The 21,118-nt window shown below is 72.0% G+C and carries 17 protein-coding genes and 1 riboswitch; of the genes, 11 read left to right on the top strand and 6 right to left on the bottom strand.

What is annotated here, in order from left to right; genetic code table 11:
• Window positions 1-70 precede the first annotated feature (70 nt).
• Entirely contained in the window at window positions 71-1,231 is a 1,161-nt protein-coding gene (locus tag ACFY9E_RS07050) for a citrate synthase (RefSeq protein WP_390980072.1), read from the top strand.
• A gap of 85 nt (window positions 1,232-1,316) precedes the next feature.
• Here the strand turns inward: ACFY9E_RS07050 and ACFY9E_RS07045 are convergent, their stop codons facing one another.
• Window positions 1,317-1,544 carry a hypothetical protein gene (locus ACFY9E_RS07045; RefSeq protein WP_365258814.1) on the bottom strand — a complete coding sequence of 76 codons (228 nt, stop codon included), beginning with the start codon at window positions 1,542-1,544 and terminating at the stop codon, window positions 1,317-1,319.
• A 274-nt stretch (window positions 1,545-1,818) separates the two neighbouring features.
• Window positions 1,819-2,376 (bottom strand): DUF6082 family protein, encoded by a 558-nt coding sequence (locus ACFY9E_RS07040; protein ID WP_390980070.1) that lies wholly within the window; start codon window positions 2,374-2,376, stop codon window positions 1,819-1,821.
• Window positions 2,377-2,697: 321 nt separating this feature from the next.
• On the opposite strand from ACFY9E_RS07040, the gene ACFY9E_RS07035 reads away from it, so the two are divergent.
• Entirely contained in the window at window positions 2,698-3,813 is a 1,116-nt protein-coding gene (locus ACFY9E_RS07035) for a GTP-binding protein (RefSeq protein ID WP_390980068.1), read from the top strand.
• On the opposite strand, the gene ACFY9E_RS07030 is transcribed toward ACFY9E_RS07035, so the two are convergent.
• On the bottom strand, window positions 3,810-6,266 hold the full coding sequence (locus ACFY9E_RS07030) for a DNA topoisomerase (ATP-hydrolyzing) (protein ID WP_390980066.1): 2,457 nt from the start codon (window positions 6,264-6,266) through the stop codon (window positions 3,810-3,812). The two genes, ACFY9E_RS07035 and ACFY9E_RS07030, sit on opposite strands and share 4 nt — an antisense overlap.
• A 341-nt stretch (window positions 6,267-6,607) precedes the next feature.
• Between ACFY9E_RS07030 and ACFY9E_RS07025 the strand changes: the two genes are divergently transcribed.
• From ACFY9E_RS07025 to ACFY9E_RS07010, 4 genes are all read left to right on the top strand, one after another.
• A complete protein-coding gene (locus tag ACFY9E_RS07025) occupies window positions 6,608-7,978 on the top strand; it encodes an insulinase family protein (RefSeq protein WP_390980064.1) in 1,371 nt (456 codons plus the stop codon).
• Window positions 7,975-9,363, top strand: a complete 1,389-nt coding sequence (locus ACFY9E_RS07020) for an insulinase family protein (protein ID WP_390980062.1) — start codon at window positions 7,975-7,977, stop codon at window positions 9,361-9,363. The genes ACFY9E_RS07025 and ACFY9E_RS07020 overlap by 4 nt, the downstream gene beginning before the upstream one ends.
• 192 nt (window positions 9,364-9,555) lie before the next feature.
• Window positions 9,556-9,720, top strand: a riboswitch (cyclic di-AMP (ydaO/yuaA leader).
• 12 nt (window positions 9,721-9,732) lie between these two features.
• Window positions 9,733-10,521: a peptidoglycan DD-metalloendopeptidase family protein gene (locus tag ACFY9E_RS07015; protein WP_390980060.1), complete on the top strand. Its 789-nt coding sequence runs from the start codon at window positions 9,733-9,735 to the stop codon at window positions 10,519-10,521.
• Window positions 10,522-10,709: 188 nt separating this feature from the next.
• Window positions 10,710-11,405, top strand: coding sequence for an FCD domain-containing protein (locus ACFY9E_RS07010; RefSeq protein WP_390980058.1), 696 nt, complete (start codon window positions 10,710-10,712; stop codon window positions 11,403-11,405).
• A gap of 156 nt (window positions 11,406-11,561) precedes the next feature.
• Here the strand turns inward: ACFY9E_RS07010 and ACFY9E_RS07005 are convergent, their stop codons facing one another.
• Window positions 11,562-11,843: an HPr family phosphocarrier protein gene (locus tag ACFY9E_RS07005; protein WP_033308341.1), complete on the bottom strand. Its 282-nt coding sequence runs from the start codon at window positions 11,841-11,843 to the stop codon at window positions 11,562-11,564.
• A gap of 178 nt (window positions 11,844-12,021) precedes the next feature.
• On the opposite strand from ACFY9E_RS07005, the gene ACFY9E_RS07000 reads away from it, so the two are divergent.
• From ACFY9E_RS07000 to ACFY9E_RS06985, 4 genes are read left to right on the top strand one after another with little or no spacing between them, the layout of a single operon-like run.
• Window positions 12,022-15,024, top strand: coding sequence for a GNAT family N-acetyltransferase (locus ACFY9E_RS07000; RefSeq protein ID WP_390980055.1), 3,003 nt, complete (start codon window positions 12,022-12,024; stop codon window positions 15,022-15,024).
• Window positions 15,025-15,075: 51 nt separating this feature from the next.
• A complete protein-coding gene (locus tag ACFY9E_RS06995) occupies window positions 15,076-15,663 on the top strand; it encodes a DUF5998 family protein (protein WP_390980053.1) in 588 nt (195 codons plus the stop codon).
• Window positions 15,663-16,859 (top strand): alkaline phosphatase family protein, encoded by a 1,197-nt coding sequence (locus ACFY9E_RS06990; protein ID WP_390980051.1) that lies wholly within the window; start codon window positions 15,663-15,665, stop codon window positions 16,857-16,859. The genes ACFY9E_RS06995 and ACFY9E_RS06990 overlap by 1 nt, the downstream gene beginning before the upstream one ends.
• Before the next feature lie 47 nt (window positions 16,860-16,906).
• Window positions 16,907-17,557 carry a thymidine kinase gene (locus ACFY9E_RS06985; RefSeq protein WP_388247745.1) on the top strand — a complete coding sequence of 217 codons (651 nt, stop codon included), beginning with the start codon at window positions 16,907-16,909 and terminating at the stop codon, window positions 17,555-17,557.
• A gap of 18 nt (window positions 17,558-17,575) precedes the next feature.
• On the opposite strand, the gene ACFY9E_RS06980 is transcribed toward ACFY9E_RS06985, so the two are convergent.
• On the bottom strand, window positions 17,576-18,379 hold the full coding sequence (locus ACFY9E_RS06980; protein ID WP_390980049.1) for a VOC family protein: 804 nt from the start codon (window positions 18,377-18,379) through the stop codon (window positions 17,576-17,578).
• 266 nt (window positions 18,380-18,645) lie between these two features.
• Here ACFY9E_RS06980 and ACFY9E_RS06975 point away from each other — a divergent pair, with 266 nt between their 5' ends.
• A complete protein-coding gene (locus ACFY9E_RS06975) occupies window positions 18,646-19,497 on the top strand; it encodes a rhodanese-like domain-containing protein (protein WP_390980047.1) in 852 nt (283 codons plus the stop codon).
• Window positions 19,498-19,558: 61 nt separating this feature from the next.
• Here ACFY9E_RS06975 and sepH read toward each other — a convergent pair whose 3' ends face one another.
• A complete protein-coding gene (sepH, locus tag ACFY9E_RS06970; protein ID WP_390980045.1) occupies window positions 19,559-20,593 on the bottom strand; it encodes a septation protein SepH in 1,035 nt (344 codons plus the stop codon).
• Window positions 20,594-21,118: the final 525 nt, after the last annotated feature.

Raw genomic sequence — 21,118 nt, 5'->3', positions numbered from 1 at the left:
TTGATTCAATCAATATTGACACGCATTGAGTCAATCATGGACAGTCAAAATCAAGTCCAGGGAGGAAGTCATGTCCGTCAACAGGTCAGCAGCCACTCTTGTCGAAGCACCTCGGGGGCTCGCCGGTGTGATCGTCACCGACACCCGGATCGGTGACGTCCGCGGCCTCGAGGGCTTCTACCACTACCGGCAGTACTCGGCCGTCGACCTCGCCCGGACCCGCAGCTTCGAGGACGTCTGGCACCTGCTCGTGCACGGCGAACTGCCGGACGCCGCGCAGGGCGCGGCCTTCACGGCCGAGACCGCCGCACTGCGGCGGCTGCCGGACGAGGTGAGGGCGGCGCTGCCGGCCATCGCGGAGGCCGGCGGGCATTCCGGCCCGCTCGCGGGGATGCGCACGGCACTGTCGCTGCTGGGGGCGGCGAAGGGGTTCCGCCCCGTGTACGACATCGACCCCGACCGGCGGCGGCAGGACACGATCGAGGCGGCCGCGGCCGTGCCCACGCTGCTCACCGCGCTGCACCGGCTGGGGGAGGGGCTCGAACCGGTCGAGCCGCGCGAGGATCTGTCCTACGCGGCGAACTACCTGTACATGCTGACGGGTTCGGTACCGGCCGAGCAGCACGCACGCGCGATAGAGCACTACCTCATCTCAACCATTGATCACGGATTCAACGCATCAACCTTCACGGCCAGGGTCATCGCCTCGACGGGCGCGGATGTGGCGGCGTGCCTCGCCGGTGCCGTTGCGGCGCTGTCGGGGCCGTTGCACGGAGGTGCGCCCAGCCGTGCGCTGGACACCCTGGACGCGATCGGCACCCCGGACCGCATCGACTCCTGGGTGCGCCGGCGAGTGCTGGCCGGTGAGCGCATCATGGGTTTCGGGCACGCGATCTACCGCACGGAGGACCCGCGGTCCCGGATGCTGCGCGAGGTCGCGCAAGGGTTCGGCGGACCGAGGGTGGATTTCGCCGTCGAGGTCGAGCGGCACATCGAGGCGATTCTCGCGGAGCTGAAGCCCGGCCGGGAACTGCACACCAACGTCGAGTACTACGCGGGCGTGGTCATGGAACTCTGCGGCCTGCCCCGCGAGATGTTCACCCCGACCTTCGCCGCCGCCCGGGCGGTGGGCTGGAGCGCCAACATCCTGGAGCAGGCACAGGACACGAAGATCATCAGGCCGGTGGCACGGTACGTGGGCCCGGAGGCGCCGGCGCCGGTACCCGTCTGAGCGAAGGCCTCGCGGGCGCGTGAGGAGGCCCGGCACCGGAAGGTGCCGGGCCTTCGGTGTCCGGCCGGCGGGGGGGCCGGCGGGATCAGGCGTCGGGGATGTCCGCCTTCGCGTCGATGAGGGTCCTGCGGGAGACCACGACGATGCGCTCGTAGTCCGCCCTGGACGCGTCGGCGGGGAGCTTCCCGTCCAGTTCTTCGGTGAGGTCCGTGCCGATCACAGCGAACCTGCCGTCGGACAGCTCGAAGATATCGGGGCAATTGGCACCAGTCGCACTGCCCCGGGCGCTGGGAGGGGTGCCAATCCGACGGATGATGTGGCTCACTGTTCTTGCGTTCCTTCTGATCTCGAGGCGTGTGCGCACTGCGCCTGCGGTGCGATGCGGCCCTGTGGGGCCGCGGCCTCGACAACCGGGCGGCGTGGAGCGGCGGTTCGGCGGTGGTCGACCCGGTTCGCGGGATGCGCAGTAGTCAACCTTGTGGGCACCTGGGGAAACGCGCCGGTTTACGGGTTCGTTACCGCCCAGCCGTGTGATGCGTTCCGGAGAGTGACCCGCGCGGTGCGGTGCTTACGGCCGGAGCGTGGAGCTACTCGCCCGGCGGGTCCCCCACCACCCACCACTCGTCGAGGTCCGTCTCCTCCAGCTGCACGAGAAGATCGTCGACCATGCGTCCGAGCCCGGCCTCGTCGGAGGTGTCGGCGAGAGTCGCCCGGTGTGGGCGGCTGGCGTACCAGTACTCCCTGAAGAGGGGGTTCTGCAGCATGCTCCGGGCGAAGCCGAAGAACTCCTCTCTGGTCATGTTGCCCATGCGGTAGTAGCACAGGGCGTTGGTGTAGAGGGCGTTGGCGAAGAGGAACTGGCGCTGTCTGGCGGGGGAGACGGTGCCGTCGTAGGCGTCGAGCACCTCGGCCAGCTCGGGGTCGTCCATCGCCTTGCTCAGCAACTCCCAGTGCAGACGCTGCTGGTGCGCGAAGTTGGTCCGGCGCTGCGACTGCGCGGCCTCCTCCAGGTGCTCGATCCGGGCACGCAAAGCGTGGAACGCGGGCCATTGCAGGGCCAGGGCGACGGCGGCACCCGCCGCCAGGCCCATCCCTGCCGAGGCGGTGGCCCTCAGCCCTCGAAATCCAAATTTCTGTGTGGCCATGTCAACCCCCGGTTCAGGCGGCCGTCCGCCGGTCGTCGGGGTGCGGGTCGACGGGAGGGGACCGGCGAGCGGTGGGCGGCGCTTGCCGTCTCCCAGAGTGCCGAGCGGCTCTGATCGGCGGGGAGGCGGAGAGGAGGCGCACGGAGGGAAGCGAGGGTCGCACAAACCGGCGCCGTGCCCAACATCTGCCCCGCGAGTGGTGCTAACAATCGTTCACTCAGGTGTGGATCTCACGGCTCGTATCCTGGGTCCGCATCCCCATTTCCCCTGTGTGCCGGGAACGCGAGCCGGTGCACGCGTCGGCGCGAGAGAGGTCGCACGGTGAGCCAGCCGAGTCCGAAACCGCAGCAGATCCCGGTGGCCGTCCTGGCCGGATTCCTCGGCTCGGGAAAGACCACCCTGCTCAATCACCTCCTGCACCGCAGCGGCGGCAGCAGGATCGGCGCCATCGTCAACGACTTCGGGGCGATCGAGATCGACGCGATGGCGGTGGCGGGGGCGCTCGGCGACTCGACGGTCTCCCTCGGCAACGGCTGCCTGTGCTGCGCCGTCGACGCGAGCGAACTGGACCAGTACCTGGAGCGGCTCGCGCAGCCCTCTCTCGGCATCGACGTCATCGTCATCGAGGCCAGCGGCCTCGCCGAGCCGCAGGAACTCGTACGGATGCTGCTCGCCAGCGAGCATCCCGGGGTCGTGTACGGCGGGCTCGTCGAGGTCGTCGACGCCGCCGAGTTCGACGACACCCGGGCCAGGCACCCCGAGATCGACCGGCATCTCGCACTGGCCGACCTCGTCGTGGTCAACAAGCTGGACCGGGCGGCGGACGGCGAACGCGTCCTCGGGCTGGTCCGGTCCCTCGTCGACCGCGCCGCCGTCGTCCCGGCCTCCTACGGCCGGATCGACCCCGAGTTCCTCTTCGACTGCCGGCCCGGCGAGGAGCGCATCGGGCAGCTGTCCTTCGACGACCTGCACGAAGACGACCCCCGCGAGGACGGCCCCCGCGAGGACGACCCCTGCGAAGGCGGCTCCGGCGACCATCCGCACCATCACGCCGGTCACCTGCACGCCGCCTACGACAGTCTGTCGTTCGTCTCGCCGGACCCCCTCGACCCGCGCCGCCTGATGACCTTCCTGGACAGCCGGCCCGAGGGGCTGTATCGGATCAAGGGCTATGTCGACTTCGGGCCCTACGACGTCCGCAACCGCTACGCCGTCCATGCCGTCGGGCGGTTCCTGCGCTTCTACCCGGAGCCCTGGCCGGCCGGCGGTGAACGCCTCACCCAGCTGGTCCTCATCGGCTCCGGGATCGACGCCCCCGCCCTCGGCAAGGAGCTGGAGGCCTGCGCGAGCGAGACCCCACACGCCGACGAACACGGCATGTGGGGCGTCCTGCGGTACGTGCGCGGGCCCGAGGAGGATCTCGCCGATCCGGCCTAGACCGGCCCGGCCACCACCGACACCGTCTTCGCCAGGGACACCCCCGAGCCGTCACGGCGCGGGTCGATGTCCGGGAGCTCGGCCGGCGTGCCGTTCTTCTGCGCGGCGAGGGCCGGGACGGGGCCCGCCCAGGCAAGGGACAGGCAGTCCTCGCCCTTCAGGAACCGCTGGCAGCGGACGCCGCCGGTGGCTCGGCCCTTGCGCGGGTACTGGTCGAACGGCGTCAGCTTGGCCGTGGTCTGGACGGAGTCGTCCAGTGTGCCCCGGGAGCCCGCGACGGTGAAGACGACGGCGTCCACGGCCGGGTCCACCGCCGTGAAGGAGATGACCTTCGCGCCCTCGGCGAGCTTGATGCCCGCCACACCGCCTGCGGGGCGGCCCTGCGGGCGGACCTGGGACGCCTGGAAGCGCAGCAACTGCGCGTCGTCGGTGATGAAGACCAGGTCCTCCTCGCCGGTGCGCAGCTCGACGGCGCCGACGATCCGGTCGCCCTCCTTGAGGGTGATCACCTCGAGCTCTTCCTTGCTGGCCGGATAGTCCGGCACCACGCGCTTGACGACGCCCTGCGCCGTACCGAGCGCCAGGCCCGGCGACGACTCGTCGAGCGTGGTCAGGCAGACCACCGTCTCGTCGTCCTCCAGGGAGACGAACTCCGCCAGCGGGGCGCCCCCCGCGAGGTTCGGCGCCGCCGGGGTCTCCGGGAGCTGGGGCAGGTCGACCACGTTCAGCCGGAGCAGCCGGCCCGCCGAGGTGACCACGCCCACCTCACCGCGGGCGGTGGCCGGCACCGCCGAGACGATCACGTCGTGCTTCACACGCTTGGCGCCGGCGTCCTCCGCGAACGGCTCGCCGTTCGCGGTGCGGGCCAGCAGACCCGTGGAGGACAGCAGCACCCGGCACGGGTCGTCGGCCACCTGGAGCGGCACGGCGGCGACCGGGGCACCGCCCGACTCCAGCAGGACCGTGCGCCGGTCGGTGCCGAACTTCTTGGCCACCGTGGCCAGTTCGTTGGAGACCAGCTTGCGCAGCTCCGTGTCGGAGTCGAGGATCCGGGTGAGCTCCTCGATCTCCGCGTTGAGGCGGTCCTTCTCCGACTCCAGCTCGATGCGGTCGTACTTGGTCAGACGGCGCAGCGGCGTGTCGAGGATGTACTGCGTCTGCACCTCGCTCAGCGAGAACTGCTCCATCAGGCGCTGCTTGGCCTGCGCGGAGTTCTCGCTGGAGCGGATCAGGCGGATGACCTCGTCGATGTCCAGCAGGGCCGTCAGCAGACCCTCGACCAGGTGCAGCCGGTCGCGCTTCTTGCCGCGACGGAACTCCGAGCGCCGCCGTACGACGGTGAAGCGGTGGTCGAGGTAGACCTCCAGGAGCTCCTTCAGCCCCAGCGTGAGCGGCTGGCCGTCGACCAGGGCCACGTTGTTGATGCCGAAGGACTCCTCCATCGGCGTCAGCTTGTAGAGCTGCTCCAGGACCGCCTCCGGCACGAAGCCGTTCTTGATCTCGATGACCAGACGCAGGCCGTGCTCGCGGTCGGTGAGGTCCTTGACGTCGGCGATGCCCTGGAGCTTCTTCGAGCCGACCAGGTCCTTGATCTTGGCGATGACCTTCTCGGGGCCGACCGTGAAGGGCAGCTCCGTGACGACGAGGCCCTTGCGGCGGGCCGTCACCGGCTCCACCGACACCGTCGCCCGGATCTTGAACGTGCCGCGGCCGGACTCGTAGGCGTCCCGGATGCCGGACAGGCCGACGATGCGGCCGCCGGTGGGCAGGTCGGGGCCCGGGACGTGCTTCATCAGGGCGTCGAGATCCGCGTTCGGATACCTGATCAGGTGGCGGGCGGCGGCGATGACCTCGCGCAGGTTGTGCGGCGCCATGTTCGTGGCCATGCCGACCGCGATGCCCGAGGCGCCGTTGACCAGCAGGTTCGGGAAGGCGGCGGGCAGAGCCACCGGTTCGCGCTCCTGGCCGTCGTAGTTGGGGTTGAAGTCGACGGTGTCCTCGTCGATCGACTCCGTCATCAGGCTCGTCGCCTCGGCCATCCGGCACTCGGTGTACCGCATGGCGGCCGGCGGGTCGTCGTTGCCCAGCGAGCCGAAGTTGCCGTGGCCGTCGACCAGGGGGACGCGCATCGAGAAGGGCTGGGCCATGCGCACGAGGGCGTCGTAGATCGACGCGTCGCCGTGCGGGTGCAGCTTGCCCATCACCTCGCCGACGACACGAGCGCACTTGACGTATCCGCGCTCGGGACGCAGCCCCATCTCGTTCATCTGGTAGACGATGCGGCGGTGCACCGGCTTGAGGCCGTCGCGTGCGTCCGGCAGGGCGCGGGAGTAGATCACCGAGTACGCGTACTCGAGGAAGGAGCCCTGCATCTCGTCGACGACGTCGATGTCGAGGATCCGCTCCTCGTACGAGTCGTCGGGCGGCGGGGTCTTCGTGCTGCGGCGGGCCATCGCTGCCGGCTCCTCCTGTTACTGGTCGCTCGCCTGTGGGGCGTTCATGTCGGTGACGCGACGTCGACCGTACTCAGCCCTCCGGGCCTCCGCGCGCTCGCCCTCTCGTCACCGGCCGCCCCTGCGGCTCGCTCATGCTGCTGCGATCCGGATCTGACGCCGACCATTGTGGACCGCCGCACTGACAACCGGGACCAGGGGCCGGTCCAGGACGCCTCTTCGCGCTGTGCGACCCAGGTCGCCGCCGGGAACTTCACCAGGGCTTCGCGCGCTTGCATACAGTGGCAGGACCGGCAGGAATCCGCGGTCTGAACAACCGCTCAGCGATCGAAGGGACGTACATGCCCATGGGTCACACGGCCACAGCCCAGGCAGGCTCCGGAGGCCTGACAGCGACCGAGCACCGCCTGGCCAACGGCCTGCGCGTGGTGCTCTCCGAGGATCACCTGACCCCGGTCGCGGCGGTGTGCCTCTGGTACGACGTCGGCTCACGCCACGAAGTCAAGGGGCGTACCGGCCTGGCTCACCTTTTCGAGCACTTGATGTTCCAGGGATCCGCCCAGGTCAAGGGCAACGGCCACTTCGAGCTGGTGCAGGGCGCGGGCGGCTCGCTGAACGGCACGACCAGCTTCGAGCGGACCAACTACTTCGAGACCATGCCCGCCCACCAGCTGGAGCTCGCCCTCTGGCTGGAGGCCGACCGCATGGGCTCCCTGCTGGCCGCGCTCGACGACGAGTCGATGGAGAACCAGCGGGACGTCGTCAAGAACGAGCGCCGCCAGCGCTACGACAACGTCCCCTACGGCACGGCCTTCGAGAAGCTGACCGCCCTCGCCTACCCGGAGGGCCACCCCTACCACCACACCCCGATCGGCTCGATGGCCGACCTGGACGCGGCGACCCTGGAGGACGCGCGCGCGTTCTTCCGCACCTACTACGCGCCGAACAACGCCGTGCTCTCCGTGGTCGGCGACATCGACCCGGAGCAGACCCTCGCCTGGGTCGAGAAGTACTTCGGCTCCATCCCCGGTCACGACGGCAAGCCCGCCCCGCGCGACGGCTCGCTGCCGGAGACCATCGGCGAGCAGCTGCGCGAGGTCGTCGAGGAGGAGGTCCCCGCGCGTGCGCTGATGGCCGCCTACCGGCTGCCGCACGACGGCACGCGCGCGTGCGACGCGGCCGACCTCGCCCTCACCGTCCTCGGCGGCGGTGAGTCCTCCCGCCTCTACAACCGCCTGGTGCGGCGCGACCGTACGGCCGTGGCGGCGGGCTTCGGCCTGCTGCGGCTCGCCGGGGCGCCCTCCCTGGGCTGGCTGGACGTGAAGACGTCCGGTGACGTGGAGGTTCCGGTCATCGAGACCGCCATCGACGAGGAGCTCGCCCGGTTCGCCGAGGAGGGCCCCACCGCCGAGGAGATGGAACGCGCCCAGGCCCAGCTGGAGCGCGAATGGCTGGACCGGCTCGGCACGGTCGCGGGCCGCGCCGACGAACTGTGCCGGTACGCCGTGCTGTTCGGCGACCCGCAGCTCGCCCTGACCGCCGTCCATCGCGTGCTGGAGATCACGGCGGAGGAGGTCCAGGAGGTCGCCAAGGCCCGCCTGCGCCCCGACAACCGCGCGGTGCTCGTCTACGAGCCCGTCGCCGACGAGACCGACGACGCCGAGGACACCGCAGCCGCGGCCACCGACGAGAACGAGGAGGCGGCCAAGTGACCGAGCTCGCCACGATGGACTTCCACCCCCGGCCGCAGGCGGGCGAGGCCCGGCCCTGGGCCTTCCCGGCCCCCGAGCGGGGCACGCTCGACAACGGCCTGACGGTGCTGCGCTGCCACCGCCCCGGCCAGCAGGTCGTCGCCGTGGAGGTGCTGCTGGACGCTCCCCTGGACGCCGAGCCGGCCGGCCTCGACGGTGTGGCCACGATCATGGCCCGGGCCTTCTCCGAGGGCACCGACAAGCACTCCGCCGAGGAGTTCGCCGCCGAGCTGGAGCGCGCCGGCGCCACCCTCGACGCGCACGCCGACCACCCCGGCGTCCGGCTCAGCCTGGAGGTGCCGGCCTCCCGGCTCGCCAAGGGGCTGGGCCTGATCGCCGACGCCCTGAGGGCGCCCGCGTTCGCCGACAGCGAGGTGGAGCGGCTGGTCCGCAACCGCCTCGACGAGATCCCGCACGAGCTGGCCAACCCCTCCCGCCGCGCCGCCAAGGAGCTCTCCAGGGAGCTGTTCCCGGCGGGCTCGCGCATGTCGCGGCCCCGGCAGGGCACCGAGGAGACGGTCGCCACGATCGACTCCGCGGCCGTACGCGGCTTCTACGAGAAGCACGTCCGCCCCGCCACGGCCACCGCGGTGGTGGTCGGCGACCTCACCGGCATCGACCTCGACGCCCTGCTCGGGGACACCCTGGGGGCGTGGACGGGCTCCTCGGCCGAGCCGCGCCCGGTGCCTCCGGTGACCGCCGACGACACCGGCCGGGTCGTCATCGTGGACCGCCCGGGCGCCGTCCAGACGCAGCTGCTGATCGGCCGGATCGGCCCGGACCGGCACGACCGCGTGTGGCCCGCGCAGGTGCTCGGCACCTACTGCCTCGGCGGCACCCTCACCTCCCGCCTGGACCGCGTCCTGCGCGAGGAGAAGGGCTACACCTACGGCGTGCGGGCGTTCGGCCAGGTCCTCAGGTCCGCTCCGGACGGCACGGGTGCCGCGATGCTCGCCATCAGCGGTTCCGTGGACACGCCCAACACCGGCCCCGCTCTGGAGGATCTCTGGACGGTGCTGCGCACCCTCGCCGCCGAAGGTCTGACCGACGCCGAGCGGGACGTCGCCGTGCAGAACCTGGTCGGCGTGGCGCCGCTGAAGTACGAGACGGCGGCGGCGGTCGCGAGCACGCTGGCCGACCAGGTCGAGCAGCACCTGCCCGACGACTATCAGGCCACCCTGTACCGGCAGCTCGCCGCCACGGGCACCGTGGAGGCCACCGCGGCGGCCGTGAGCGCGTTCCCGGTGGACCGCCTGGTGACCGTCCTCGTCGGCGACGCGGCGCAGATCAAGGCGCCGGTCGAGGCCCTCGGCATCGGCGAAGTCACCGTCGTCGCCGCCGAGTAGCGGCACGCGCGCGCAGGGGCCCTGGTCGCCTTCCCAGGCACCAGGGCCCCTTTATGCCCGAATTGATACGGAGGTTGCCCGTCTGCCCTGTGGGATGCGCTACAAAAGCCGGGATTCGTTTGGGAATTGAAAGTGGCGCCGCTTAGCGTCATCCGGGCTGTTCGTCAGGCAGTGCGCCGCACCCGCGGCACCGGACAGTCATCGCCGAGTCCCCGTACGGCGCGAGCCAGGGGAGCCGGGGACCCATCGCAGTCCCTGGGGTGAATCGGGCGCCCGCGCGAGTCGCGAGGGAGTCCGTAGGAGACCTTCCTGCTCCGAACCCGTCAGCTAACCCGGTAGGCGAGAGGGAAGGAAAGGACCAGCCACCACATGGCGTTCACTCGCGCCACCGGGAAGCACCGTCGTCCCAGCAGGATCCAGCGCGGCACCGCCCGCGCGGCGGGCGTCGCGGCCCTCGCCACCACCGGCGTGATCGGCACCGTGGCGGCCCCCGCGGCCTTCGCCGCCGAGCCCACCGCCGAGCAGACGGGCCTCACCCCGGTCGTCACCATGGGCGACACCGTGGCCCAGCAGATCGACGCCCAGGCCATCGCGCAGCAGCAGGCCGCCGACGAGGCCGCCGCCAAGCAGAAGGCCGAGGAGGCCGCCCGCAAGCGGGCCGCGGAGGCCGCCAAGAAGGCCAAGGAAGCGGCCGAGAAGGCCCGTGAGGCCAAGGAGCGCGCCGCCCGCGAGGCCGAGCGCAAGCGCCTCAACGCCTACGTGGCCCCCATCTCCGGCTCGTACGTCTCCACCGGCTACAAGGCCAGCAGCGGCCTGTGGTCCTCCGGCAGCCACACCGGCGTCGACTTCCACGCCGCCACCGGCACCTCCGTCCACGCGGTCGGCGCGGGCACCGTCGTCGAGGCCGGCTGGGGCGGCTCCTACGGCAACCAGGTCGTGATCAAGATGAACGACGGGACGTACACCCAGTACGGTCACCTGTCCTCCATCGGCGTCTCGGTGGGCCAGCAGGTCACTCCCGGCCAGCAGATCGGCCTGTCCGGCGCGACCGGCAACGTCACCGGCCCGCACCTGCACTTCGAGGCCCGTACGAGCCCCGAGTACGGCTCGGACATCGATCCGGTCGCCTACCTCCGCTCGCACGGCGTGAACGTCTGACCGACACCTGTTCGCCGTCCCCGAAGCCCCGGCTCCCCGAGCCGGGGCTTTCGGCGTTTACGGCGGCCGGCTGTCCAAAAAATATGCATGGATTCCCGCTTGCCGTCGGAAATTCCGGCTCATTGCAATAGAGTCACGGAACACGCGCCGCTCGCCGGCGTTTCACGGGGATTAAGCGGAGGTCGGTCATGCGTATTCCCGCGCACTCGGTGTGCACGGCCATCCGGGACGACATCGTCGCGGGTGTCCACGCGCGCGGCAGCCGGCTCACCGAAGAACTCCTCGCGCGCCGCTACGGGGTCTCGCGGGTCCCCGTCCGCGAGGCGCTGCGCACCCTGGAGGCCGAGGGCTTCGTGGTGACCCGGCGGCACGCGGGCGCGTGCGTGGCCGAACCCACCGAGCAGGAGGCCGCCGACCTGCTGGAGATGCGCATGCTGCTGGAACCGCTCGGCGCGGCCCGGGCGGCCCAGCGCCGCACCGAGGCGCATCTGAAGGTCCTGCGCGGGCTGGTCCGGCTGGGCCAGGAGCGGGCCCGCCGGGGCACCAGCGACGACCTGCGCTCCCTGGGCGGCTGGTTCCACGAGACGCTCGCCCAGGCCTCCGGCAGTCCCGCGCTGGCCTCGATGCTCACCCAGCTCCGCCACAAGATCGCCTGGATGTACGCGGTGGAGGCTCCGCTCAGCCCCGTGGAGTCCTGGACCGAGCACGGCGCGATCGTGGACGCGGTGGCGCGCGGGGACGCCGAGCGTGCGCGGGCGGTCACGGCGCTGCACACCGAGCGCGCGACGGGCGCGCACCGCCTGCGCCTCGCCTCCGCCGGGGAGCGCGCCGAGCGTGTGAGGAACTCGCAACATCCCGTAAACACGCCGAGCCTGCGGCATTAACACGGCAGCCGTATACAAAGAGAGCGACTAATTCGCAGGGGCCTATTCACGCTGCCCTGATCCGTGGAATTCCGGTCGGGGAGCGGAATGGCGAAGGGCCCGCCCGGTGAATTCGGACGAGCCCTTCGCTGAACGCCCGATCGGGCGCCCGGGAAATCAGACGGTCTCGGGAAGTTCCTCGAGACCCTCGGAGACCAGCTTGGCCAGCCGGTCCAGGGCGGCGTCCGCGCCCTCGGCGTCGGAGGCGAGGACGATCTCCTCGCCGCCCTGGGCGCCGAGGCCCAGGACGGCCAGCATCGAGGCCGCGTTGACGGGCTTGCCGTCTGCCTTGGCGATCGTCACCGGGACGCCTGCGGCCGTGGCGGCTCGGACGAAGATGGAGGCGGGGCGGGCGTGGAGACCCTCGGCCCAGCCGACGTTGACGCGGCGCTCAGCCATGTGTTGCTGCCCTTCGCTTTTCAGGGTTGTCTAGACCAGTTTCCCATACGTGAAGCTGCGCCGGGAGCGGTCCTGAAGGACCGCCCCGGGGTGCCGTCGGATCGCGGCCTCGACCCGACTGACGCCCTCCACAGACTGCCTCGCGCCGCTGTCGGACGCTAGCCGTACTCTGGGGCCCATGCAGACCTCGCCGGACCGGCACGAGTATCCCGCCCACTGGGAAGCCGACGTGGTGCTGCGCGACGGGGGTACCGCGCGCATCCGGCCCATCACCGTCGATGACGCCGATCGCCTGGTCAGCTTCTACGAGCAGGTCTCCGACGAGTCGAAGTACTACCGCTTCTTCGCGCCGTACCCTCGCCTGTCCGCCAAGGACGTCCACCGCTTCACGCACCACGACTTTGTGGACCGGGTGGGACTCGCGGCCACGGTCGGCGGCGAGTTCATCGCCACCGTACGCTACGACCGCATCGGCGCTGACGGAACGCCCGCGTCCGCACCCGCCGACGAGGCCGAGGTCGCCTTCCTCGTGCAGGACGCCCACCAGGGCCGCGGAGTCGCCTCCGCCCTGCTCGAACACATCGCCGCCGTCGCCCGCGAGCGCGGCATCCGCCGCTTCGCCGCCGAGGTGCTGCCCGCCAACAACAAGATGATCAAGGTGTTCACGGACGCCGGCTACACCCAGAAGCGCAGCTTCGAGGACGGCGTCGTCCGTCTGGAGTTCGACCTCGAACCCACCGACCGCTCCCTCGCCGTGCAGTACGCGCGCGAGCACCGCGCCGAGGCGCGCTCCGTGCAGCGGCTGCTCGCCCCCGGCTCGGTCGCCGTCATCGGCGCCGGGCGCACGCCGGGCGGCGTGGGCCGCAGCGTCCTCGGCAACATCCGGGACGCCGGGTACTGCGGACGCCTCTACGCGGTGAACAAGGCCCTCCCCGAGGGGCGGAAGGAGCTCGACGGGGTGCCGGCGCACCGCTCGGTGCGGGACATCGACGGCCCGGTCGACCTCGCCGTCGTCGCCGTACCGGCCGAGCACGTCCCCGAGGTTGTCACCGAGTGCGGCGAACACGGCGTACAGGGGCTGGTCGTGGTCTCCGCCGGGTACGCAGAGAGCGGCCCCGAGGGGCGCGAACGCCAGCGCGCACTCGTACGGCAGGCGCGTACGTACGGGATGCGGATCATCGGCCCGAACGCCTTCGGCATCATCAACACCTCCCCGCGGGTACGGCTCAACGCCTCCCTGGCCCCCGAGGTGCCGCGCCCGGGCCGGATCGGCCTGTTCGCCCAGTCCGGCGCCATCGGCATCGCCCTGCTGTCCCGGCTGCACCGGCGCGGCGGCGGCGTCACGGGCGTGACCGGCGTCTCCACCTTCGTCTCCTCCGGCAACCGCGCCGACGTCTCCGGCAACGATGTCCTGCAGTACTGGTACGAGGACCCCGACACCGACGTCGTCCTCATGTACCTGGAGTCCATCGGCAACCCCCGCAAGTTCACCCGCCTCGCCCGCCGGACCGCCGCCGCCAAGCCCCTGGTCGTCGTCCAGGGTGCCCGGCACGGCGCCGCGCCCCAGGGACACGCCGTCCGGGCGACCCGGCTGCCGCACGCGACCGTCTCGGCGCTGCTGCGGCAGGCCGGTGTGATCAGGGTCGACACCATCACCGAGCTGGTGGACGCGGGCCTGCTGCTGGCCCGCCAGCCCCTGCCCGCCGGGCCCCGGGTGGCGATCCTCGGCAACTCCGAGTCGCTCGGCCTGCTCACGTACGACGCGTGCCTGGCCGAGGGCCTGCGACCGCACCCCCCGCAGGACCTCACCACCGCGGCCTCCGCGGCGGACTTCCACGCGGCCCTGTCCCGGGCGCTGGCCGACGACCGGTGCGACGCGGTCGTCGTCACCGCCATACCGGCGGTGGGGGAGGGCTCGGTCGGCGACGCGTCCCTCGCGCAGGCGCTGCGCTCGGCGGCGGCCGCGGCTCCGGCCAAACCGGTCCTGGTGGTCCACGTGGAGCTCGGCGGCCTGGCGGAGGCCCTGTCGGCGGCGGCGAGCACGGCGCCCCAGGCCGCGGCGGACCACGACGACGCCCCGCGCCCGGCGCCCCGGGCCGCGGCGGACCACGACGACGCCCCGCGCCCGGCGCCCCGGGCCGCGGCGGACCACGACGGCAACCCGCGCACGGCACGCCAGGCCGCGGCGGACCACGACGACAACCCGCGCACGGCACTCCAGGCCGCAGCGGAGCACGACGACGCCCCGCGCCCGGCACCCACCGGACAGCGCCCCCCGGCCCCGGAGGTCCAAGGAACCGCCGAGGCCCTCGAAGGCGCCCACCTCATCCCTGCCTACCCCGCCGCCGAGCGTGCCGTCCGCGCTCTCGGCCAGGCCTTCACCTACGCGCAGTGGCGGCGCGACGCCGTCGACCCCGGCAGGGTGCCCGAGTACGACGACATCGACGAGAAGGGCGCCGCCGCCCTGATCGGCGGCCTGCTCGCGCGCGGGCAGGGACTCACGCTCGGCACGGACGAGACCTGCGACCTGCTCGGCCACTACGGCGTCCAGGTCCACCGCGCCCTGCACGCCCCGACCCCCGACGCCGCCGCCGAAGCCGCCCGCGCCCTGGGCTACCCCGTCGCCCTCAAGGCCACCGCGCCGCACCTCAGGCACCGCGCCGACCTGGGCGGCGTCCGCCTCGACCTCGCGGACGAGGACCAACTGCGCCGCTCGTACGCCGAGTTGACCGAGCTGTTCGGTGCGCCGGAGGAGCTGCGGCCGGTGGTGCAGCGGATGGCGCCGCGCGGCGTGGACGTCGTCGTACGGGCCGTGATCGACCCCGCGGCCGGGGCCGTGCTCTCCTTCGGGCTCGCCGGGGCCGCCTCGCAGCTGCTCGGGGACACCGCGCACCGGCTGATCCCGGTCACCGACCGGGAGGCGGCCTCGCTGGTGCGCTCGATCCGCACGGCCCCCCTGCTGTTCGGCTGGCGCGGCTCCGCACCGGCCGACACCCGCGCCCTGGAGGAGCTGCTGCTGCGGGTGTCCCGGCTGGTCGACGACCACCCCGAGGTCGTCGCGGTCACCCTGGAGCCGGTCGTCGTGGCCGCGCACGGCCTGAGCGTCCTGGGGGCCTCCGTCCGCCTCGCACCCCCGCCCGCCCGCGACGACCTCGGCCCGCGCACCCTCCCCGCGTACTGACAGGGGGCGAGCTGTCCCTCGCAGTCAGTGGTCCCCCGTAGGATGGGCGTCATGGCCAAGACCAGTACGACGACCCAGGGGCTGCGGGCGGCGATCGAGCGCAGCGGCTACTACCCGGCCCTCGTGGCCGAGGCGGTGGAGGCCGCCGTGGGCGGCGAGCCCATCCGGTCGTACCTGGTCCACCAGGAGACGACGTTCGACCAGAACGAGGTGCGCCGGCACGTCACGGTGCTCATCCTCACCGACAACCGCTTCATCGTCAGCCACACCGACGAGCAGGCCGCCGACAGCACCTCCCCGACGCCGTACGCCACGACGTCGACGGAGTCCGTGAAGATCGGCCGCATCTCGTCGATCGTGGTCAGCCGTGTGGTCGCCAACCCCGAGTCGTACAAGCCGGGCACCCTGCCCCGTGAGGTCGTCCTCACCATCGGCTGGGGTGCCGTCTCCCGCATCGACCTGGAACCGGCCGCCTGCGGCGATCCCAACTGTGAGGCGGACCACGGCTACACCGGCAACTCGACGGCGGACGACCTCAGTCTGCGCGTCAGCGAGGCCGGGGACGGACCGGAGACCGTGCGCGAGGCGCTCGCCTTCGCACAGGCCCTCTCCGAGGCGACCGCGGACACGACCCGCTGATGGCACAGCCCAAGATGGTCTGGGACGACCACCCCGAACCGCTCACCGTCGCCTCCGCACCGGTACCCGAATACGGCAGTGGGTCGCTCGCCGACCTCCTGCCCACCCTCGCCGCCGGCCTGGGCGTACCGGACATGAGCGCCACGATCACCGAGCTGACCCCCGCCGACCGGAACTGCGTGTTCCTCATCGACGGCCTCGGCTGGGAGCAGCTGAGGGCGCATCCCGAGGACGCCCCCTTCATGACGTCCCTGCTCGCCACCTCCCGCGGCGGCACCGGGCGTCCGCTCACCGCCGGCTACCCGGCGACCACGGCGACCTCCCTCGCCTCCGTCGGCACCGGTCTGCCGCCCGGCGCGCACGGCCTGCCCGGCTACACCGTCCGCAACCCCGACACCGGCGAGCTGATGAACCAGCTGCGCTGGCAGCCGTGGACCCCGCCGGGCCCCTGGCAGCCGTACCCCACGGTCTTCCAGCTGGCGCACGCGGCCGGGGTGCACGCCGCGCAGGTGTCCTCCCCGACCTTCGAGAACACCCCGCTGACCAAGGTCGCGCTCAGTGGAGGAACGTTCCTCGGGCGGCTGTCCGGCGAGGACCGCATGGACCTGGCGGCCAAGCAACTGGCCGCGGGCGACCGCTCCCTGGTGTACACGTACTTCGCCGAGGTCGACGGCGCCGGCCACCGCTTCGGCGTCGACTCCGACGCCTGGCGCGGCCAGCTCATGTACGCCGACCGCCTGGTCCAGCGCCTGGCCGAGCAACTGCCGCCCCGCAGCGCCCTCTACGTCACCGCCGACCACGGCATGATCGACGTGCCCTTCGACGAGCAGCACCGCATCGACTTCGACGAGGACTGGGAGCTGAGCGCCGGAGTGGCCCTGCTCGGCGGTGAGGGCCGCGCCCGGCACGTCTACGCGGTGCCCGGCGCCGCGAACGACGTGCTGACCTGCTGGCGCGAGGTGCTCGGCGAGCAGTTCTGGGTGGCCTCGCGCGACGAGGCCATCGCGGCGGGCTGGTTCGGCCCGCGGATCGACGAACGGGTGTACGGCCGGATCGGTGACGTGGTCGCCGCGGCCCGGGACGACGTCCTGCTCATCGCCTCCGAGCGGGAGCCGAAGGAGTCGGCGATGGTCGGCAACCACGGTTCGATGACCCCCGCCGAGCAGCTGGTACCCCTGCTCGAAGTACGCTCCTGAAACGTGCCCCGCTCCGACCTGCCACGCCGAAAGGTGCTCATCTCCCCATGCCCGAGCTGGTGTTCTTCTGCGGAACGATGGACTGCGGGAAATCGACGCTGGCTCTCCAGATCGAGCACAACCGCTCGGCGCGCGGCCTGCAGGGCATGATCTTCTCGCGCGACGACCGCGCAGGCGAGGGCAAGCTGTCCTCGCGCCTGGGCCTGGTCACGGACGCGGTGGAGGTCGGGGACGGGCAGGACCTGTACGGCTACCTCGTCGACCACCTCTCGCAGGGTGGCCGTGCCGACTACGTGATCGCCGACGAGGCGCAGTTCCTCGCCCCGGAGCAGATCGACCAACTCGCGCGCGTGGTCGACGACCTGAGCCTCGACGTCTACGCCTTCGGCATCACGACCGACTTCCGCTCCAAGCTGTTCCCCGGCTCGCAGCGGCTGGTGGAACTGGCCGACCGGGTCGAGGTGCTCCAGGTCGAGGCGCTGTGCTGGTGCGGAGCCCGCGCCACGCACAACGCCCGCACGATAGGCGGGGTGATGGTGGTCGAGGGGGCCCAGGTGGTCGTCGGCGACGTCACCCACTCCGCCGACGAGGTCGGTTATGAGGTCCTGTGCCGCCGTCACCACCGCCGCCGGATGACCGCGGCGACGGCCCACGCCGCTGCCCTGTCGCCGGACGTGCTGCCGGTGACGTCCGCCTGAACCGCGGCTCGCCAGCCGTCAGCCCGGCTGCTGGAGCAGCGCGAACCGCGCCCCTTCCGGATCCGCCACCCTCGCCACCCGCCCCTGGGCGGTGTCGTGCACCGGCTTGAGGACGTGCCCGCCGAGGTGGACGAGATGGTCCAGTGCGTCGTCGACGTCGGCGACCTGGAAGTACGTGACCCAGTGCGGTCCCTGGTCGCGGGGCAGGGCGCGCCCCAGGCCGTGGATGCCGGCGACGGGCCCACCGCCCAGGTGCAGGGTCACGTAGTCGAAGTCGGCGGAGACCACCGGCTCCTCCTCGTAGCCGAACACCGTGCGGTAGAACTTGGCGACGCTCGCCGACTCGAAGGTCAGCAGCTCGTTCCAGGCGGGTGTGCCGGGAACGCCCGAGACGGCGGTGCCGAGGTGGGCGGCGGCCTGCCAGATGCCGAAGACCGCGCCCGAGGGGTCGGAGCCGATCGCCAGGCGGCCGGCGTCGGCGGCGTCCAGCGGACCCACGCCGATCGTGCCGCCACGGCTGCGTACCGTCTCGGCCGTCAGGTCCACGTCCTCCGAGGCGAAGTAGGGCGTCCACGCGATGGGCAGATGGCGGTCCGGCGGCAGCCGGCCGATGCCGGCCACCTCGCGTCCGTCGAGCAGCGCGCGCACATACGGGCCGAGCTGCTGGGGGCCCGGCTGGAACTCCCAGCCGAACAGCGCTCCGTAGAACTCCGCGGTCGCGGCCGGGCCGTGCACCATCAGGCTCACCCAGCAGGGCGTGCCGGGCGTGTGCCGAGCGGGTGTGTCACTGTTCGGTCCGGCGGACCCCCGTGCGTCGGTCATCGTCACTCTCTTCTCGGCCTCGCGGCGGCCGTGCTCTCCGCAGCCCTGGTGGGGGCAGCCTTGGTGGGGGCGGCCCTGTGGGGCGTCCCTTGTCCGGGAGAATGCCCGATGTGCGGGCCCCTGTCCCTCGCGGCGCGCTTGTCGGCGTATGTCGTTCAGCTGTACAGCATGTGCTTGTTCCCGTACGCCGTGTGATCGTCCCGCTTCGGCCGAGCAGAGTAGCCGGACACGGACGGCTCGGCCACCCCGTGCGCGAGGATGGGACCATGAACGCGATCATCTCCGCATCCGACCTCGCGAGGGACCTCGCGGGCGTCCACCCGCCGGTCCTGCTCGACGTCCGCTGGCAGCTCACCGCGGCCAAAGCGGCCGGCGAGCCGCCGTTCGACGGCCGGGCCGCGTACGAGGCAGGGCACCTTCCCGGGGCCGTCTTCGTCGACCTGGACCGGGAGTTGGCCTCCGCGCCGGGGGAGGGTGGCCGGCATCCGCTGCCGGACCTCGCGCACTTCGGTGCCGCGATGCGCCGGTCGGGCGTGTCGTCCCGGACACCGGTGGTGGTCTACGACGGCGGCCAGGGGTGGGCGGCGGCCCGGGCGTGGTGGCTGCTGCGCTGGACGGGTCACCCGGACGTGCGAGTCCTCGACGGCGGGTTGCCGTCCTGGGAGGGGCCGTTGGAGAAGTCCGTGCCGGCTCCGGCGGAGGGAGACTTCGTGCCCGAACCGGGTGCGACCGGACTGCTCGACGCCGACGCCGCCGCGGAGTTGGCGCGGTCCGGGGTGCTGCTGGACGCGCGGGCGGGGGAGCGCTACCGGGGCGAGGTGGAGCCGATCGACCCGGTGGCCGGGCACATCCCGGGCGCGGTGTCGGCGCCCACCACGGAGAACGTGGGGGCCGACGGGCGCTTCCTGCCCGCCGGGGAACTGAGGGCGCGGTTCGAGGCGCTCGGCGTGACCGAGGGGTCGAGGGTCGGCGTGTACTGCGGGTCGGGCGTCTCGGCCGCCCACGAGGTCCTGGCGCTGGCGGCCGCGGGCATTCCGGCCGAGCTGTACGTGGGGTCGTGGTCGGAGTGGTCCTCGGACTCGGACCGGCCGGTCGCCGTCGGGCCGGACCCCCGGTGACGTGACACGAGGAGAGGGCGCGCCCACAAGGCGCGGCCCTCGTCACTCGTCAGCCGTGCGGCTACTCCTGCTTCTTGCGCCGTGTGCCGAACACGATCTCGTCCCAGCTCGGGACGGCCGCTCTGCGGCCCGGGCGCACGCCGTCCGCCTCGGCCTGGCGGTCGGTGGCACCGATGAGCCGGTCGCGGTGGCTGCCCACGGACCGCGGCATGAGGACGTCCGCATAGGCGGAACCGGCCGAGGCCGCGGGAGCGGGGGGCTCCTCCTCCTCGACCTCGGCGACGACGGGCTCCTCCTCGGGCTCCGCCGGGGGGAGTTCCGGAACCACCAGGTCGCCGCGGAAGCTCGGCACCGCCTCCAGCAGGCTGGTCAGCGAGTCGCGCTCGCCCGTGGTCTCCTCGACCGGTTCGGACGCCTGCGCGGGCAGGCTGGGCCGCTCGCGCTCGGGGCGGTCCAGCGGTCTGTCGCGCGGCAGCCGTGCGATGCGGGGGACGAACGGGAAGCTGGGCTCGGGCGCGGCCAGGTCGTCGGACTCGCCGATCAGTGAGCGCGCCTCGTCGTCGACGGCCTGGACGAGCCGCCGGGGCGGGTCGTACGTCCAGCTCGCCGAGTGCGGCTCGCCCGCGACGCAGTAGACCAGCAGGACCTCCCACGTGCCGTCGTCGCGACGCCACGAATCCCACTGGACGGTGTCCTTGTCGGCGCCGCGCAGCAGCAGCCGCTCCTGTACGGCCTCGCCCAGCGGCGGACCGGAGTTCTCACCGGGGCGGCGGACGGGGGTCTTGCGAGCCCGCTCGGCCATGAAGGCACGTTCGGCGAGCACGGGGCCCTCGAAGCGGCGCACCCGGTCGACGGGGATGCCGGCCATCTGCGCGACCTCTTCCGCGGTCGCGCCCGCACGTATACGTGCCTGGATGTCGCGGGGGCGGAGGTGGCTCTCCACCTCGATCTCGATCTGGCCGAGGCGCGGACGGTCGCCGCGCACGGCGGCGCGCAGGCGTTCGTCGATCGGAAGCGTGTACTCCGTAGAATCGGCAGCCTTCAGCACCAGCCGTGTGCCGTCATTCGAGACGGCCACGACACGCAGTTCGGGCATGGGGACCTCCCGGGTGGTGCCTGCCGACGTCACGTGCGTCGCTGCTTCCGCTAGTCGAGTGTGGCCTGCCCGGGTGCAGCCTGCCACAACCTTGCCGAGTTGCCCGGCGTGTCGGGCACGGGCCCTGGATCGCCGTTATGGCACGGTTACCTATTCGCAACGCTAAGTGACGAACCCTGTCACCCTGTGCAACTAGCCCCCTCCCGGCGGTCCTCAAGGTCCTGTACACCCTCACGGGAGACCGGACCCAGGGCTCGCCACAGTACTCCATTTGGGCCACGTGCGTGGATTGGCGCGCCGTCCAACTTCTCGCAAGAGGGGGGACTTGGCCGCCTCTTGCCCCCGTTCCGCGATCTTGAACGTGGGGAACTTCACGTAATCGCCGGAATCGGAACGAAGGGCTTCGGACGCACGCCCCCTTCTTGTGCAGTTGAACGGCCGTGTACGGCAAAGGACCGCTCGCCCCGGCGAGTTCACCGAGGCCACCGTCCACCGTGTCGCGGGCCGCACGGTGGCCGGTGTGCG

Source organism: Streptomyces sp. NPDC012466 (assembly GCF_042955215.1).
GTDB lineage: Bacteria > Actinomycetota > Actinomycetes > Streptomycetales > Streptomycetaceae > Streptomyces.
The sequence above is the reverse complement of the archived record's forward strand: the minus strand, read 5'-3'. Positions and strand labels throughout refer to the sequence as shown.

Excerpts from the sequence above, each read along its gene's own strand:
- ACFY9E_RS06985 (WP_388247745.1), top strand. The coding sequence starts at position 16,907 with ATGCCCGAGCTGGTGTTCTTCTGCGGAACGATGGACTGCGGGAAATCG.
- ACFY9E_RS07005 (WP_033308341.1), bottom strand. The coding sequence starts at position 11,843 with ATGGCTGAGCGCCGCGTCAACGTCGGCTGGGCCGAGGGTCTCCACGCC.
- ACFY9E_RS06980 (WP_390980049.1), bottom strand. The coding sequence starts at position 18,379 with ATGACCGACGCACGGGGGTCCGCCGGACCGAACAGTGACACACCCGCT.
- ACFY9E_RS07015 (WP_390980060.1), top strand. The coding sequence starts at position 9,733 with ATGGCGTTCACTCGCGCCACCGGGAAGCACCGTCGTCCCAGCAGGATC.
- ACFY9E_RS07030 (WP_390980066.1), bottom strand. The coding sequence starts at position 6,266 with ATGGCCCGCCGCAGCACGAAGACCCCGCCGCCCGACGACTCGTACGAG.
- sepH (WP_390980045.1), bottom strand. The coding sequence starts at position 20,593 with ATGCCCGAACTGCGTGTCGTGGCCGTCTCGAATGACGGCACACGGCTG.
- ACFY9E_RS07040 (WP_390980070.1), bottom strand. The coding sequence starts at position 2,376 with ATGGCCACACAGAAATTTGGATTTCGAGGGCTGAGGGCCACCGCCTCG.
- ACFY9E_RS07025 (WP_390980064.1), top strand. The coding sequence starts at position 6,608 with ATGCCCATGGGTCACACGGCCACAGCCCAGGCAGGCTCCGGAGGCCTG.
- ACFY9E_RS06975 (WP_390980047.1), top strand. The coding sequence starts at position 18,646 with ATGAACGCGATCATCTCCGCATCCGACCTCGCGAGGGACCTCGCGGGC.
- ACFY9E_RS06990 (WP_390980051.1), top strand. The coding sequence starts at position 15,663 with ATGGCACAGCCCAAGATGGTCTGGGACGACCACCCCGAACCGCTCACC.
- ACFY9E_RS07010 (WP_390980058.1), top strand. The coding sequence starts at position 10,710 with ATGCGTATTCCCGCGCACTCGGTGTGCACGGCCATCCGGGACGACATC.
- ACFY9E_RS06995 (WP_390980053.1), top strand. The coding sequence starts at position 15,076 with ATGGCCAAGACCAGTACGACGACCCAGGGGCTGCGGGCGGCGATCGAG.
- ACFY9E_RS07050 (WP_390980072.1), top strand. The coding sequence starts at position 71 with ATGTCCGTCAACAGGTCAGCAGCCACTCTTGTCGAAGCACCTCGGGGG.
- ACFY9E_RS07000 (WP_390980055.1), top strand. The coding sequence starts at position 12,022 with ATGCAGACCTCGCCGGACCGGCACGAGTATCCCGCCCACTGGGAAGCC.